At 64.0% G+C, this 15,353-nt stretch carries 16 protein-coding genes and 1 tRNA gene; 11 read left to right on the top strand and 6 right to left on the bottom strand.

Annotated elements, in window-relative coordinates; translation table 11 throughout:
* The first annotated feature begins 90 nt into the window (after positions 1–90).
* Genes ABT053_RS09400 through ABT053_RS09390 form a run of 3 tightly spaced genes read left to right on the top strand, consistent with a single transcriptional unit; the run spans position 91 to position 2,457 of the window.
* Positions 91–567: a SigE family RNA polymerase sigma factor gene (locus ABT053_RS09400; protein WP_350968435.1), complete on the top strand. Its 477-nt coding sequence runs from the start codon at positions 91–93 to the stop codon at positions 565–567.
* Entirely contained in the window at positions 567–1,982 is a 1,416-nt protein-coding gene (locus ABT053_RS09395; RefSeq protein WP_350968434.1) for a hypothetical protein, read from the top strand. The genes ABT053_RS09400 and ABT053_RS09395 overlap by 1 nt, the downstream gene beginning before the upstream one ends.
* A gap of 10 nt (positions 1,983–1,992) precedes the next feature.
* Positions 1,993–2,457, top strand: a complete 465-nt coding sequence (locus ABT053_RS09390) for a MaoC family dehydratase (protein WP_350968433.1) — start codon at positions 1,993–1,995, stop codon at positions 2,455–2,457.
* Between the two features lie 301 nt (positions 2,458–2,758).
* Here ABT053_RS09390 and ABT053_RS09385 read toward each other — a convergent pair whose 3' ends face one another.
* The 3 genes from ABT053_RS09385 to ABT053_RS09375 form a co-directional block, all read right to left on the bottom strand.
* Complete coding sequence (locus ABT053_RS09385; RefSeq protein WP_350968432.1) at positions 2,759–3,394, bottom strand: response regulator; 636 nt, start codon at positions 3,392–3,394, stop codon at positions 2,759–2,761.
* Positions 3,395–3,583: 189 nt separating this feature from the next.
* Entirely contained in the window at positions 3,584–4,714 is a 1,131-nt protein-coding gene (locus tag ABT053_RS09380; protein ID WP_350968431.1) for a sensor histidine kinase, read from the bottom strand.
* 174 nt (positions 4,715–4,888) lie between these two features.
* A complete protein-coding gene (locus ABT053_RS09375; protein ID WP_350968430.1) occupies positions 4,889–5,518 on the bottom strand; it encodes a nitroreductase family protein in 630 nt (209 codons plus the stop codon).
* 91 nt (positions 5,519–5,609) lie between these two features.
* Here ABT053_RS09375 and ABT053_RS09370 point away from each other — a divergent pair, with 91 nt between their 5' ends.
* Both ABT053_RS09370 and ABT053_RS09365 read left to right on the top strand, forming a co-directional pair.
* Positions 5,610–5,909, top strand: a complete 300-nt coding sequence (locus tag ABT053_RS09370) for an ArsR/SmtB family transcription factor (RefSeq protein ID WP_329426880.1) — start codon at positions 5,610–5,612, stop codon at positions 5,907–5,909.
* Between the two features lie 122 nt (positions 5,910–6,031).
* A tRNA-Arg gene (locus tag ABT053_RS09365) sits at positions 6,032–6,104 on the top strand.
* A 136-nt stretch (positions 6,105–6,240) separates the two neighbouring features.
* Here ABT053_RS09365 and ABT053_RS09360 read toward each other — a convergent pair.
* On the bottom strand, positions 6,241–6,864 hold the full coding sequence (locus tag ABT053_RS09360; RefSeq protein WP_350968429.1) for a hypothetical protein: 624 nt from the start codon (positions 6,862–6,864) through the stop codon (positions 6,241–6,243).
* A gap of 354 nt (positions 6,865–7,218) precedes the next feature.
* Positions 7,219–7,728, bottom strand: a complete 510-nt coding sequence (locus tag ABT053_RS09355; protein WP_350968428.1) for a site-specific integrase — start codon at positions 7,726–7,728, stop codon at positions 7,219–7,221.
* A gap of 37 nt (positions 7,729–7,765) precedes the next feature.
* On the opposite strand from ABT053_RS09355, the gene ABT053_RS09350 reads away from it, so the two are divergent.
* The 6 genes from ABT053_RS09350 (at position 7,766) to ABT053_RS09325 (ending at position 12,647) form a co-directional block, all read left to right on the top strand.
* Entirely contained in the window at positions 7,766–8,254 is a 489-nt protein-coding gene (locus tag ABT053_RS09350) for a phospholipase D-like domain-containing protein (RefSeq protein WP_350968427.1), read from the top strand.
* 788 nt (positions 8,255–9,042) lie between these two features.
* Positions 9,043–9,552: a TIR domain-containing protein gene (locus ABT053_RS09345; protein ID WP_350968426.1), complete on the top strand. Its 510-nt coding sequence runs from the start codon at positions 9,043–9,045 to the stop codon at positions 9,550–9,552.
* Complete coding sequence (locus tag ABT053_RS09340; RefSeq protein WP_350968425.1) at positions 9,549–10,409, top strand: macro domain-containing protein; 861 nt, start codon at positions 9,549–9,551, stop codon at positions 10,407–10,409. The genes ABT053_RS09345 and ABT053_RS09340 overlap by 4 nt, the downstream gene beginning before the upstream one ends.
* Positions 10,406–10,861 (top strand): HIT family protein, encoded by a 456-nt coding sequence (locus ABT053_RS09335; protein ID WP_350968424.1) that lies wholly within the window; start codon positions 10,406–10,408, stop codon positions 10,859–10,861. Before ABT053_RS09340 ends, ABT053_RS09335 begins: the two co-directional genes overlap by 4 nt.
* Before the next feature lie 398 nt (positions 10,862–11,259).
* A complete protein-coding gene (locus tag ABT053_RS09330) occupies positions 11,260–12,042 on the top strand; it encodes a nucleotidyltransferase domain-containing protein (RefSeq protein WP_350968423.1) in 783 nt (260 codons plus the stop codon).
* A complete protein-coding gene (locus tag ABT053_RS09325; RefSeq protein WP_350968422.1) occupies positions 12,039–12,647 on the top strand; it encodes a metallophosphoesterase in 609 nt (202 codons plus the stop codon). Before ABT053_RS09330 ends, ABT053_RS09325 begins: the two co-directional genes overlap by 4 nt.
* A gap of 20 nt (positions 12,648–12,667) precedes the next feature.
* Here ABT053_RS09325 and ABT053_RS09320 read toward each other — a convergent pair whose 3' ends face one another.
* Entirely contained in the window at positions 12,668–14,101 is a 1,434-nt protein-coding gene (locus ABT053_RS09320; protein WP_350968420.1) for a tetratricopeptide repeat protein, read from the bottom strand.
* Positions 14,102–15,353: the final 1,252 nt, after the last annotated feature.

Here is a 15,353-nt window from a genome sequence, read left to right as displayed (position 1 = left end):
AAGCTGCCGGAAGGTGGCCGGAAAGTGGTGCGCCCGGAGATGGATGAAAAGGAATGCAACAGAACGTGTCCTTGAGGCGTCCCTGGTTGCGTGGAGTTCACCGATTTCGTCGCCGCACGGGGCAGAGCGCTGTACCGGTACGGCTACGTACTCACCGGGAACGCCGAGGACGCCGCCGACCTGACACAGGAGGCCCTCATGCGTCTGGGGGACGCGTGGCCGAGGGTGCGCAAGCGGGAGGATCCGGAAGGGTACGTCCGCACGACCATGGCCCGCCTGCACATCAGCGTCTGGCGGCGGCTGCACCGGGAACGGCTGGTCGCGACGGTGCCCGAGGCCGCCTACACCGACGACCGTCTCGGAGACGACGTCGGCCTGTGGAACGAGCTGAAGCGCCTGCCCCCCAAACAGCGGGCGGTGCTGGTCCTGCGCTACTACGAGGACCTCTCCGACCAGGAGATCGCCGATCTCCTCGGTGTCTCGCGGGGCACGGTGCGCAGCCAGGCGGCCCGCGCGCTGGACAAGCTCAGGATCAGGGCGGCCGCTCTTGAGGGGGAGCGAGTGTGATGGGTGACAGGGACGAGGAGGCGCTGGTCCGTACGCTGACCGGCGCGGCGCGGTCCGCGCCCGAGCCGGTCGAGGACCTGGTGGTGACGATCGGCAGGCGGCGCAGGCGGCGCAGGCGCGTGCGCGCGCAGTCGGTGCTCGCGGTCGCCGGGATGGTCGCGGTGGTCGGCGGCATGGCGGTGGTCAGGGACACCCTCCCCAACAGGGGCGGGGAGGGTGTGAGCATGACCCAGGCGGCGCCGTCGGGCGACGCGGCCGAGGAAACCGGGCAGCCGTTCCAGAACGGGCCGGGAGGGGTGGGGGGCACGGAGAAGCCTGCGCGGATCGACGTGCGGCCCGCCGAGGAGGTCTGGCCCGCGGCGGTCTCCACGATCCCCGTCCGGGCCGCGGACGGCTACAGATACCGCCCGGTCACCGGGCTGAGCGCCACGAAACTGCTGCTCTCGGCCGAGTCGTCGTTCGAGAAGGCGGGCCGCCTGGAGGTGTACGACACGGCCGACCGCAGCAGCACCGTCCTCACGACCATGCCCGACACGGGGGTGAAGGGTTACTTCGCGGGCAGGTTCGAGGTCGGCTCCGACTACGTCGCCTGGTGGGGGGGAACGCCCAACGACCCCGACGAGTGGGCCGACTTCTGGGTCGTCCCCCGCTCAGGTGGCGTCGCGCGGCGGGTCGGCGAGGTCACCGGTGACCTCTCGAAGGTGACGCGGCTCGCCGTCACCTCGGACTTCCTCCTGTGGTCGGTGAGCGGGGGAGGCGTCTACCGCATGCCGCTGGGCGGCGGCACCCCGGAAAGGCTCGGCGGCACCGACGGACTCCACCTGCTGTCCTGGCCGCTCGCCGTCGACGTGGGCGACGGGGAGGGCGACGGCGGGAGGAGGAACCAGACGAGGATGGTCGACCTGGAGACGGGCCGGACCACCGAGGTGAGCGTCCCCGAAGGGGGCGACGGCTTCCGATGCGGCCCCGTCTGGTGTTTCGGGCAGCGGGGAGACGCGATGGTGGTGCAGCGGCCGGACGGTTCCGACCGCAGGCTCCTGCCGGGGTTCGGCGCGGGCAGAGGGGTCGTCGACAGGTTCGGGGTGATGAGGGCCCCCTTCAGCGAGGAGCCGGACGCGTACGTTCCCCTGTTGACGGTCTACGACGCGGCCACCGGCCTCGCCGCCGGGATATCGCGGAGCCGGGGCGGCGGGAGCTACGGCATGGGGATCTCCTCCTCGCCCAGCTCGATCATCTACTGGGACGCCGGGAAGAGGAGCGTCGAGGAGTGCGAGAAGGTCGACGCCCGCCGCCTTCCCCGTCCGTCCGGCGCGGCGGTCCCCACCGGCGAGGTCACGGAGTGCACGGGGAGGGAAGTGGGCGGCGGCAAGGAGTTCACGGTGGTGAACCTTCTCGCCGTACCCTCAACGAAATAAAGTTCCGGACATGAGAACTTTCGCCAACATCACCGAGTTCAAGGCCGCCGTCGGGGAGCACCTCGGCCACACCGAGTGGCGCGAGGTCACCCAGGAGCAGGTCAACCTGTTCGCCGACGCGACCGGCGACCACCAGTGGATACACGTGGACGTGGAACGGGCGAAGCAGGGGCCGTTCGGCGCCACCATCGCCCACGGATACCTGAGCCTGTCGCTGCTGCCCTCCCTGATGTCGGAGCTGTTCCAGGTGGGCGGCCTGGCCATGGGCATCAACTACGGCCTCAACAAGGTCCGCTTCCCCGCACCGGTCCCGGTCGGCGCGCGGATCCGCGCCGGGGCCGAGTTCGTCGACCTCAAGGGCACCCCCTCGGGCTATCTGTCGAACGTCCGCATGACCGTGGAGATCGAGGACGCGAAGAGACCGGCCTGCGTCGCCGAGACCCTCTCCCTGTACGTCCCGGCGGAGAGCTCCTGACCAAGCCCCCGCCCGGCCGGGACCTCGTACGTCTTGGCGGAGAGCCTCTGACCGGATTTCCCCGAAGGACCCTGACCAGGACGCACCACTTCTCAACGAAGCGACCTCCGGACCGGACGGGTCCTTTGCCGGCGAAGAGCCTTCGAGCCAGGACGGGGCTCTTCCCGGCGAAGAACCTTAGAGCCGAGACGGGGCTCTTCCCGGCGGAGAACCTTAGAGCCAGGACGGGTCCCTTCCTGGCGGAGAACCTTCAAGCCAGGAAGGGACCCTTCCCGGCGGAGAACCTTAGAGCTGGGACGGGTCACTTCTCGGCGGAGAGTTCCTGGGCCAGGATCGCGGCCTGAACGCGGCTGCGAAGACCCAGCTTGTTCAGCAACCGGCTGACATGGGTCTTCGTGGTCGCCTCCGCCATGTACAGCTCCGCGGAGATCTCCGCGTTCGACAGACCCCGCCCGATGCAGGCCAGCACCTCGCGCTCGCGCGGGGTGAGAACACCGACCTCGTACGACCTGCGCTCGGGCACCGACGCGCCGAAGGCGGAGATCAGCCGCCGGGTGACCGCGGGCGCGATGAGTCCCTCGCCCCTGGCCACCACCCGCACAGCGTCCACCAGGGCGTCGGCGTCGGTGTTCTTGAGCAGGAACCCGGCGGCTCCGGCCCGCAGCGCCCCGAAGACGTACTCGTCGAGGTCGAACGTGGTCAGGATCAGCACGTCGGTGATCCCGCTCAGCTCGCGCGTCGCGGAGATCCCGTCCAGCTTCGGCATCCGGATGTCCATCAGGACCACGTCGGGACGGAGGTCGAGGGCCATCGCGACGGCCTGTTCCCCGTTGGCCGCCTGGCCGACGACCTCGACGTCCTCGTGGCCGTCGAGGATGAGGACGATCCCGGCACGGACCGCCGCGTGGTCGTCGGCGACGAGAACTCGGACGGTCATGCGATCTCCCGGGCGAGCGGTCTGACGGTCATGCGACCTCCCGGGCGAGCGGTCGGACGGTCACGCGGTCCCCCGGCCGTGCCCTCGACCCCGGGTCCGGCCGTGGGCATGGACCCAGCCGTGTCCTCGACCCAGGGTCCGGCCGTGGGCATGGACCCGGCCGTGCCCCCGGCCGGACATCCGGGCCGTTCATACGACCTCCCGGGTGGGCAGTTCGGCGCGGACGCGCCAGCCGTCGTCGTGGGGCCCGGCCTCGAAGACCCCGCCGACGAGGGACGTACGCTCCCGCATGCCGATGATCCCCGCACCCGCGCCGGGAAGCCCCCGCCCCGCGCCGTCGACCGGGTTGTCCACGGTCAGCGTGACCAGCCCCGGCCGGTAGCCGATCACCACGTCGGCGGCCTTGCCGCCGTGCTTGAGCGCGTTGGTCAGCGACTCCTGGACGATCCGGTAACCGGCCAGGTCGACCGAGGCGGGCAGATCCCTGGCCTCGCCGTCCACGCGCATCCGGACGTCGAGCCCCGCCTCCCGCGCCCGCTCGGCCAGCTCTCCGGCCTCGGCCACCCGCCGCCTGATCGCCTCGGGCTCCTCGCCGTCCTGCCGGAGCAGCCCGATCATGGCGCGCATCTCGGCCATGCCCTCGACGCTGTTCTCCCTGATGGACGCGAGCACCTCCCGTACGGCCCGCGCGTCCAGGTCCCTGCGGGAGAGGACGGCGGTGGACTGGATGGCGATCGCGCTGAAATGGTTGGCGATCATGTCGTGCAGCTCCCGCGCCATCCGGGTCCGCTCGGCCTGCACCGCCGCCGCCCGGTCCAGCTCCGCCAGCCGTGCCACCTGCTCGGCCCTCGCGCGTTCGGACAGCGCCTGGTCCTGCAACTGCCTCGTGAGCATGGCGGTGAAGACGGGGGTCACCCCGACCAGGCCGCCCTGGACGAGGAAGATCGCGGCGGCCGACCAGTGCTTGAAGAGCGCCCCCGCGATCACGCCCGCCACGACGGCGATCACCGAGGTGATGCCGAGCATCCACCTGCCCAGCGCCCGCGGACCGTACCTGACCCCCGCGTAGAGGTTGTCCGTGATGATCAGGACCGTCCCCAGGGACGGGCCCATCGCGAAGTCGCCGAGGAAGGCGACGACCCCCAGCCCCAGCGAGAGCAGCGGCCTGCTCCGCCGCACCGCGACCCCCGCGCACGCGATCGCCAGTGGCCCGGCGAGCAGCGGGGCGGGGGCCCACCGATGCTGGTAGGCGCCCGCGGCGAGCAGGAGGAGACCGCTGACGAAGCACGCCGCGGCCCACAGCGCGTCGTCTCGTCTCATGCCTCCCATCTCATCACCCCGACGGGGCCCGCGAGTCCGGCGCGGGACGGGTCACTCGTACACACAAGGATGTATCCGCCCGACCGGCATCTCATCAGCGCCGACGATGCTTCCCGAAGAGCACGTCTCTTGGGAGAGCGTCTTGCGAGGAGGGCCGTCGGCGCCGGGGTGGGATCACCAGCGCTCCCAGTGCGTGACCTCCTCCATCGGCACCCTGCGCGCGGGCTTGAAGTCGGTCCCGATCGTGTAGGCCAGCGGGACGAACGCCACCTGCATCACCTTCTCGTACGGGATGCCGAGCACCCCGGCCGCCTCCCGTTCCAGGCGGAGCGGTCCCAGCCAGGCCGTACCCAGTGACCTGGCCCGCGCGGCCAGCATGAAGCTCCAGACGGCGGGCATGATCGAACCGAAGGTGTTGGCCTGCTCGTGCACGCTCGCCCCCTCGGTGCGCCCCGCGATGCACGGCACGAGGAACGCCGGGACCTCGTGGATGTGCCGGTACAGATGATCCGCCCCCTCCCACACCCGCTCCATCGAGCCCGGGAACGCGTACGCCCGCCGCGCGTCCTCCTCCGGCATCGGGGTCCCGGGCAGGTTCATCCCCTCCCGCCACAGCGCCGCGATCCGCTCCCGCCGCTCCCGCTCGGTGACCACGACGAAGTGCCAGCGCTGGCGGTTGCGCCCGGTCGGCGCCTGTACGGCGAGTTCGAGGCACTCCTCGACGAGCTCGCGGGGGACGGGCCGGGTGAGGTCCAGCCGCCTGCGCACGGCCCTGGTCGTGGAGAGCACGTCATCGGGGGTCATCCGGCCTCCTCAAGGATTTCGACATGCATCGAATTGTGTGACCGGCTTCGATGATTGTCAAAGTCTCGAAACGCTCGGTTAGGATCGGCCCATGCGAGCCCTCCACCACCCAGACGTGGCCTCCGTCACACTCCCCGGCATGCTCAACGCCCTCGCCGACGAGGTCCGCCTCTCGGTCGTCCGCCAGCTCGCCGAGGCCGGAGGCGTCGTCTGCGGCCAGTTCGACGTCCCCGTGAGCATGTCGACCCTCTCCCACCACCTGAAGGTCCTCCGCGAGGCCGGCCTCCTCCGCGTCACCCCGGAGGGCAGCTTCCGCCGCCACGAGCTCCGCCTCGCCGAGATGGAGACCCGCTTCCCCGGCGTCCTCACCTCGATCCTCCAGGCCGCCTGACCCGCGGCCTGCCGGATCCCCGCCTCCACAGGCGAACCCGGCCCCGACGGGCGCATCAGAGGGCGATCGTTTAACCGATTCGAGGCATCGCCCAAAACCCGCTATGCTTGCTTACGCAGCGAGCGGCCGTAGCTCAATGGATAGAGCATCTGACTACGGATCAGAAGGTTGGGGTTTCGAGTACCTCCGGCCGCACAGCAGGTCAAAGGCCCTCCGGGATGATCCCGGAGGGCCTTTTCCGTGCCCGTACAGCAGCGTTGTACAGCAACGCAGCCTCACCCAGACAGTCTCCTACCGCAGCTCGTACCCTCCGAGCCGCCGGCTGCTCTGCTCAGACGCCGCCGAAGCCCTCCTGTAGACGGCGAACCCAGTCCGTAGGGAAGACTCGCTCAAGTCGCTCCTTGCTGGTCGCCAGCAGACCCTCTTTCGCCAAGGGAAGCAGGGCGCCGTCCTGGACGGCCTTGTGCTTCTCGGGTGCAGGGCAGATCAGTACGGCGAGGATCCGGCAGGCCCGTTGGATCTCCAGGATTCCGGTAGCGTCGACCATCTTCTTAATGGGCTCCCATGCAGTTCGCACGGCGAGGCGCACCAGTGCTTCCAGGAAGGGCTTACGATCATCGGCTTCGCGAGACTGCATGATGATCATCGTCACGTACTCCGGTATTCGGTCCATGACGTTTTCGAACATCTTTATGGCGTCGGCCATGGCCACGAGAAGATCACACCAGAGATGATCATTGATTCGTCTTCTGGCCTCTCGTGGGTCGTTGCCACCGAACTCCTCGTCCAACTTCGTGATCACAGAGCAGACGAGGACATCGCCAATTTCCTGGATGTGTTCGATGGTTTTTGGATTCTCGGACAACCAGTCAGCAAGATCTACTTTTGCGGTGTCCGTGGCAGCCTGTCTCGCCTTTGAGGGCTTTGGCCGCCCCTTAGGAGGTAGAGCTTGCACCCATCTGGAGTCGCACCGCTCTCTCGCCTCTTGACGGCGAACAGGGGATGAATCGCGAGCCAGGTCGAGGCTGTGGGACCAGCCGTGCTGTACCCCACCACACGCACATTTGCAAGAGTGTCCTTCGGCGCTTTCGCAATTTTTCGGGTGCATCATACGCCCTCCGATTCGTTTGACACGACAGCAACCGAGTGGCCAACCGGAAGCCCAATTTCCTTTAAATCACAAATCGCGAATTGCGAAATGATCGCAGTGGCCAGTTCCGTCTGTCTCTTCAGATATCAGAAGACGTCGTGCACGCTAAAAGGCCCTTTGGGATGATCCCTAAGGGCCTTTGGGGTAATGCAAAATCGATTATGTCTCGTTTGAGAAGTCAAGACTTTGGTTGAGTCGATCAAGCGCCTTACGGGTTTCGGGGTTGGGGATTTGTGTGTAGACGTCCATGGTCATCGAGATCTGCGAATGTCGCAGGATGCGCATCGCCACCCGGGGGTGAACGTCGAGGGCAGCCAGGAGCGAGGCGCAGGTGTGCCGGGTGTCGTGGACGCGGATGCGCGGGACACCCGCCTTGCGGCATTGAACTTCGAAAGATCGGTTGAAGTTGCGCGGCTCGATCGGTGTGCCGTTCCTCGTAGTGAAGACGAGATCGGAGTCCTTCCACTTCGCTCCGGCCGCCTTGCGGGCCTCCTCCTGAGTTTGCTGGCGGTGTTTGAGCGCAGTGATGCACAGGCCGAGCAGCGGAAGCGACGCGGTGGAGTCGTCGGTCTTGGTCGTCTCGCGGTGGAGGAGCTTTCCCGCCGACCTCCTCGAAGTCGACGAGAACGACCTGTGGCCCGATAGCGTCCGCCACCGTTCAGGGCTCACCAATGAGTTGAAGGCTGTCTATCCCCATCGGTGGGCGGTGCCGGCGGACACTTGGCGCACGTTTTTCGCGTCCGCCACCACCAACATCGACATCCTCGTCTACAGCGGCCTGTTCCTCGCCGAAGACTCCGGACTCCTGCGCATCCTCACCGACCGAGCACACGCCGGGGTACGCGTACGCATTCTGCTCGGCGACCCCGACAGCCCGCACGTGACAACCCGCGGCACCGAGGAAGGCATCGGCGGCGACGTCATGGCCAGCAGAGTCAGAAACGCCCACGCCCTCTACCGGCCACTCCAAGACGTCGAGGGAATCGAGCTGCGGCTGCACCGCACGGTGCTCTACAACTCCATCTACCGCGCCGACAACGAACTCCTGATCAACCTGCACGCCTACGGCACCCGAGCCCCCGAAGCACCGGTCATCTACCTGACCCACACCGAGGCCAACAGCACCGCAACGACCTACCTGACCAGCTTCGAACACGTCTGGACCAGCGCCGAACCCGCAGGCCGGAAGCTCTGACAGGCAGCCTGCCCAAGATCGAAAGAAACTTATCTGTTCGTCTTTAAAGGCGGTCCGCTGTGCGGCCCGCCGGGCGCGCTGGTCGGCAAGCGTGCCCGGCTGCGGCTCTTCGGCCGGTCCGGGCACTCACCGACCCGCGCGCCCTGATGCCGTCAGACGTGACGAATTAAGACAGGCACGATTTGTCATTTCGATCTTCGCTGTGAGGGGCGGGGTGATCGATCGCCGCAGCCCTTCCGTGTTGGCCTTGCCATCAGCATGCGTGGAACTCTCCCCGGCTCGCGAGTCTCACCGGCAATAGCAATTAAAGGGGGCAATCCAGTGCATCCAAGGCAGTTGTCAACCCCCCCTATGACGACCCAAGTCTCCGACAGAGTGCTACGGGGAAGAGCCCTGCCTAACCTGACTTGTTCCGACTGAAAAGCGAGAACCGGCTGCCGCGCCGCTTCCGGTGCTCGGGCCTGGCGGCCCTGCGCTCCGGATCAGCTTGCCACTGAGCATGAGAGCTGAGGACTGCTCTACCAAGGGCCCACGCTGACTCCCGTGCCTGGCAACTTGTCCGCCCCCCGCCTTGTCGATGCCGTCTGTGTCACTGGAACGCTTCCTTTTGGATATATTTCTTCGAGACCTAGCCGCTAAAAGCGGTCAAATCCGGCGAAACCCCCAAGCTTCCCAAGTCGGTATTAATGGGAACAAAGATTCCTTCACGGTGCGGAGGGTTAGAATCATCTAGTGACCGGTCTATTGCTGATGCTAATATATAAAACATAGAGCAGCGAGGTCCCCCTGTGAGTTACCGCAACAAAACGTATGTAGCCTTCGCCAGCGAAGACATTAGGTCCTATAGGCTAATGGAAGCCTGGCGTGAAAATAAGAACATAGATTTCAACTTCTATGATGCGCATGACCTATACATCTCGCGCGACACCAGTAGTCGAGAGACGATTAAGCGTAATTTGCGAGAGCGGATGAAAAACGCCAAGCAGTTCGTATTGCTCGGCAGCGCTAACGCCAAGAGAAAAGGCGGAGACGGCTATTCATTCTTGGCATATGAGATCGAGGCGATAGTTAACCTTGACCTGCCGGTAGTGATCGCCAACCTTGATGGTGGTCGGACAGTTAATCGGAATTTCATTCCCAAACCGCTATTGGACGTCGACTACTACACCATGTCAGTGTCGTTCCAGCCGGCGATCATCAAGTACGCCTTGGACAACTACGCCGAGGCGTACGCCCGCAGCTCCAATACGGGGTGCTACCAGTACAAGCCAAGCGTCTACGAACAGCTCAGCCTATGAGCAGGGCACTGCTTAATGACCTAAAGGGCCAGCGCTTCTGGCAACACTTCGCGGTCCACGCTTTGTCGGCAGTTGGTCTTATAGCGGTGCTCGCTGGCCTCTACGATGTCTTCTTTCCTGACGTGGCTGAAGGTGTCGGGACATGGATGACCATCATAACGGTCGTAATTGCACTGATTTATGCTGCCGTCAGGTCTTGGCCTCGGCCGATTGAGCAGCAGTACGAGGCGCCGAATGTGAAAATAAGCCTAGTCCGGGGAGACATCCTTGAGCAGGATGCGGATCACCTGGTGATCGGTATGCAGACAACCTTCGATACGGAGATGCCGCGAATCATCGCTCGGACGAGCCTCCAGGCCCAGTTCGTTGACAAGATTTACGGCGGAGACGTGAAGCGCCTGGATGGTGAGCTGGATCAGGCGCTCAGTGATAAAGTTCCGGTGGGCACGATCACGAAACCGGGAAAAACGAAGGTTTACGAAGTGGGAACGGTGGCGGTACTGGAGCAGGCCACTCGGAGCTTCTTCTGCGTCGCGTACTCGGAGATGGACGCGAAGAACGTTGCTCGAAGCTCAATTGAGAATCTCTGGCGAGGTCTCGATCAGCTCTGGCGCGAGGTCGCCGATCGCGCGAATGGCGGTACGGTTGCTGTCCCGGTTCTTGGTGGCGGACTAGCGAGACTGTCGCAAATTCTGCCCGCCCAGGATTCGGTCCGGTTCATCATCTTGTCATTCGTGTTCGCCTCTCGCCGGGAGCGAGTATGCGATGAGCTAAAGATCGTGGTGCAATCAGAGCAGTACGACCGACTCGACCGCTTGGAGATCCAAGCCTTCCTTATGTCGCTGAGGGCGTCGTGATAGCGGATTCAATTCAGCTCCCAGACGATGGTTCTTGTGCTTTCTGCGCTTACCTCAATGGCACACGCCCGTACACCATCTTGGCTCGCGATGAGGTCACGGCCATGTTGATTACACGGGAACAGCGCGGTGTGGCCCACTTGCTCGTCATCCCTGTCCGCCATGTCGAGACCATCCTTGATTTGAGTGACGAGGAGGCAGGTGCTGTGATGATCGCCGTGCGTGAGGCGGCTCGCGTGATCGACCGCGCCGAAAGACGGCCAGGCATTGCAGTCTGGCAGAACAACGGAGTGCCTGCGGGGCAGTCGATCGGCCATGTTCACTTCCATGTGGCTGGCACACTGCCCGGCGGGCGAACCGAGTGGGGTGACGTGCCCGAGTTGTCTATCAGTGAGACGGAAGCGCTCGCTGACAAACTGCGGGCAGTGCGTGACGATCTAGCAAGCGAGTAAAGGTAGGACGTTTGAGAGTTCGCGATCCTGCTTTGGAGCTTCTGCTTTTGGCTGGGTCGATCGCCAGCGAGGCCCCATCGTAGGGTCTTGTCATCGGATGCCTATGGCTCAGGTGACAGTAACGTTCCCCCACGCTGACACATTCGCGCCACCGTCGACACGCGGCTGACTACGGTCTAGATCAGCGGAGCAGGGCGATTGCTCGGCCTGGATAGCGGAGCCATGCTGCCGCGGGGCTTCCGGTTCTTCGGGCCTGGCAGTCCTGCGGTATGAGTCCTCTTACCACCGGATAGCTACCTTGATAAGCGATCACACTGCCACCTCATCGGGGTCGACACGCGTAGGGTGCTAGTCGTTGTCTGTCTCAAGAGCGGGCAGGTCGCAGGAATTGGGGGAACGTGATCCGTGATGATGTGGTTAGTGCCCTGCTGGGGATGAACGTTCCGGCGAGGGTTTTGGAGGACTTCCCTGAACTACCTGCGGATGCTGAGGGATTGTTGATCTACGGGAGTCAGGCCCGCCAAGACGCCGGCCCCGATTCGGACCTAGATGTGCTGGCCCTGGTGACAACTCAGCGACCCAGCACTGACGCCGGTTACGTACATGTGAGTTACTACACCCGAAAACAGCTCTCGACTGGCATCGGTACTCTTTTTGGGGCTCACCTCAAGCGTGACGCCAAGATTATTTGGGACAGACATGGCTATTTAACCCGCGCTGTGGAGGACATGGATGAGGTCGACACTAAGCGACTCCTTGCCCGTGCTCGGAGCCTGTCTGAGCTGTTCACGAGCTTGGAGCGAGACTTGCCGAAGTACCTTCCCGGCCTTTTGCGTCAAGCCCGGTACCTGCTGCGCAGCTGCTTGTACGCGCAGGCCATCGCTGACGGTGCTCCCTGCTTCTCGGTGCGGGAGCTGGCCGTTCGGCATGAAGATCCTTGCCTGACCAGCCTCCTGGCCTCACGGCAGCCAGGTGAGGCGACTACATCGGACCTTGAGCAATGCCTGTCCCGGCTGCGCAGGATAATCGGGGAGTTCCCGCCCAGCGAACATGGTTCCCTTGAAGCCACAGTCGTCAATGAATGGGGACGTCCCAGTGACATCCTCTCGATGGCGTTCATGGCTCTGGGTGTTACCGGCAAGACCTCCGACTACGCCGAGGTGGAGAAGATCCTGTTGTGAGTGCCGAGATCGCATTTGTAGGCGACATCCACGGAAATCTGAATGCTCTCCGGGGACTATGCGAAGTCCTTGCTGCGCGAGGTGGACCGCACGCGATTTTTCTTGGTGACTACATCAACAAGGGGGCACAGTCTGCCGAGGTGATGGAAGAGCTTCTTACGTATTCCGGATCCGGACGCGCGACCCTCCTCAGGGGGAACCACGAGGCAGCGTTGCTCGACGCATTGGACACCGAAGACTTAACGGCCTTTCTCAAAATGGGTGGGGCGATGACCATTCGGTCGTACGTCGGTGCGAAAGTTAGACCCGACGTACTCAATGACTTTCGCGCTAGGTTCCCAAGTGAGCATTTAGACGGGATGCGGCGTATGCCCGAAACCTACGAGATGAATGACTTCATCGCCCAACACACCCCTCCGTCAGCTTCGACGCGCAAGTTCCGGGTGAGTGCGCACGTTACAGTCGGTCAGCTTCCAAAGATTGGTCCTAACTCGGCGCAGCTGGATACCGGCTGTGGGTCCGGTGACGGTCGTCTCACGGCTCTGCTGTGGCCCTGCCTCGACTACGTCCAGGTCGACGCTGATGGCGCCATCGTGACCAGCTGACCGGGCGAACCAGTGCTCGGTCACTCGTCCAGCTGATCGAGAAGCCACTGGGCTCGCTGCTCGCCCTCCTTGTTCCCCATCGCCTTGTTCACTTCAAGACAGGCACGCGCGCACTCTCCCGCCTTGCGCCCCATACCGGCCGCGCGGCAGCACTGCGCAAGCAGGAGCAGGGAGATGGCCTCCCCCCGTCTGCTCGCGATCTGCCGGTTTAAAGACAAAGCGCGCTCGGCATATGGCACGCCCTCATCAGGCCGGCCTTGGCGGAGTCGCACCTGCGCGGCCAACACCTCGGCATTGGCATGTAGTGCCGACGGCGGTGTGCCACGTAGAGTCGAGACCACTTCGTCCGCATGGGAAGCCGCGGTCTCTAAGTCCCCCACGCCAACCTCAAGCCTTGCCAGATTAACGAGAGACTGACACACGTTTAGATGGTCTTCCGAGCTGCGCCTTGCATCGAGAGCCTTTTGGAAGGCACGCCGAGCTAGCTCCAGTTCGCCGATTCGCTGGTGAGCAAGGCCGAGGTCGTCAAGGATCCGACAGCGGACTTTCTGTGCATAGGCGTCATTCTGGTTTAGAAGGGTCAATGCCTGATCGAGCCGTCCTATTGCATCGACGTCGCGTCCCTGCCTGCGCAGCACCCCTGCCTGGGCAGCGAAGGCTTCGGCTGCGAGCGGTGAGTGCAAGTGCGAGGCTGCACTGATGAAGTGTTCGATGGCACGCTGCGTCGCGGTGTAAGCCTCATCGAGCTCACCGTAGCGAGCCAGGGACCGAGCGTAGGCCAAATGTTCGGCCGGACCGCCCATCGCGGCTGCCTCTCGGAGGTTTGCCCGTCCCGCCTCAGCCTGACCGAGGTCGATTAACTTCTCACCACGCAGGCGCAGGTTCGCAGCCCGCAAGACGTCTTTTCCTGACGACGGCAGCAGGTCGACGTGCCTAGGCATCTTCGATCCGGCCAGCGCTTTCCACGCCTCAAGACGCTCAGTCAGCTTCGTCTTGAGGTCACGCATGTCCGCAATGGACTCGTACATCATCGCGTGGTGCCGGGACATCTGCTCTCGGAGCCTCACGATCCGCTCGGCGGGCGCAGGATGATTGAGGAAGGCCACCCACACATCCCGCATCGGCTGCTCGGTGCGGCCGAGCTCAAGCAGGCCCGTGAACAGTTCCTCTTCGCTACCGGACGTGTATCCCCATGGGCCGCCCGACTCGCTACCCCAAGATCCCTTGAACAACGCGACCAGGAAGTGGCTCTCCCCAATGAGTTCATTGATTGCCTCCTGCGGTCGCCGGGCAGTTCCTCGCGCACGCTCCCAGCCGACGATTTCGTAGGTCACGTTGCTCTCGCCTCTGCAACGAGCGTTGTGCTCGTCGACACAGGCGCGAACACTTGCCCGCTCGTCCGGGAGATCACCGGGCGAGGCCAGAAAAATACGGAGCGGTAGCGCATCAGCCATGCCCCGACGATATCCGGTGTATTGACGGGACACTGGCGAGAAGCGAACGTGTGTAGCCTAGTTGAGGGCCTCGTAGTCCCAAGTCTCCCAAGAGCTGGGCACTCGCTCGCACGAATCGGTTTCCTCTCGCCGTTCGGGTAGAGTTCCGTGTCTTCGAAGGTCTCGATGACGAGGCCAAACAGCACTCCGTCGACGTCATGGCGGAAGGGCCGGATGGCGATGTCACCGAAGCGGAGGCCGGGAAGTTCGCTGAGCCATCCGTTCAACCGGTCGCGTGCGGTGGTGACGGCGGCCCAGTGATCGTCATCGGTCCCGGTGCACTCGACGTGGGAGTCGAGGTGGCGGCCGGCGGCGTCGAAGGTATGCAGGACGGCATGCCAGCGCTTATGCGGGTGACAGCAGCGCTGACAGCAACGTCCCCACACGCGGACTCACTTCGGCTACCGTCCACCACTCTCTGACCACGGTCTCCGCCACCCCACCAGGTTGATTGGTCCGACTGAAAAGCGGAAGGTCGTGGGCAGGATTGCGGCGTCGCTTCTGGGAATGTCGTACGACGTCGAGTCGCCTGCGGTAGTATCTCGGCAGGTGCATTCGGTCACCTGCCTGTGCTAGTGCTCCCGGTCATTCACTGGCGGTCAGGCCCACAACCGACATGAGTTGCTCCACGTAGGCCGTCGTTCCTGATTGCGACTGAGACCGGGCAGTCCTGATCGGTGTGCGATGGTTGCCAATCCGCAGCTCCCTGACCTTTTCCAGCCGCAGGCTATTCTCGCAGTGGCGTGGGCACGTACAGCTGTTGCTGTTTTCGCTCACATTCCCCTTGTTCTGATTATCCTGCCGATGATTCCCGCTCTCGCAATTCTCCCTTTCATAGGGAGCCGGAGGAATGACCTCAAGGCGATCATCAATCTCCTCCAGGGGTGGAGCGCAGATATTCTGGACCGCTGCTCACAGGGAAAACCGCCACGACGATGAAGCACTTCCACATCCACGACATGGCGCGGAAGCGAGCCGCATACACAGGGGAGCCGTTTCGCGCGGCGCTTCAGTCCCTCGAAGGAAGCTCCCCACGCACTATTCCAATACCGTATGCAAATTCCCTCGATCAAGAAATTCTGGAAACAGATTTCTTGCTTGCCCTGCACAGAACGCTGTCAACCAGCATTTTCACGAACGACGCGCCAAAGTCGAGTCGTAGCAATTTGGCCCTCATATCGTACGTGCAGCCGGAAGCTGAGCGTCTAACTGT

The organism is Streptosporangium sp. NPDC002524 (assembly GCF_040295985.1).
Lineage (GTDB): Bacteria > Actinomycetota > Actinomycetes > Streptosporangiales > Streptosporangiaceae > Streptosporangium.
The sequence above is the reverse complement of the archived record's forward strand: the minus strand, read 5'-3'. Positions and strand labels throughout refer to the sequence as shown.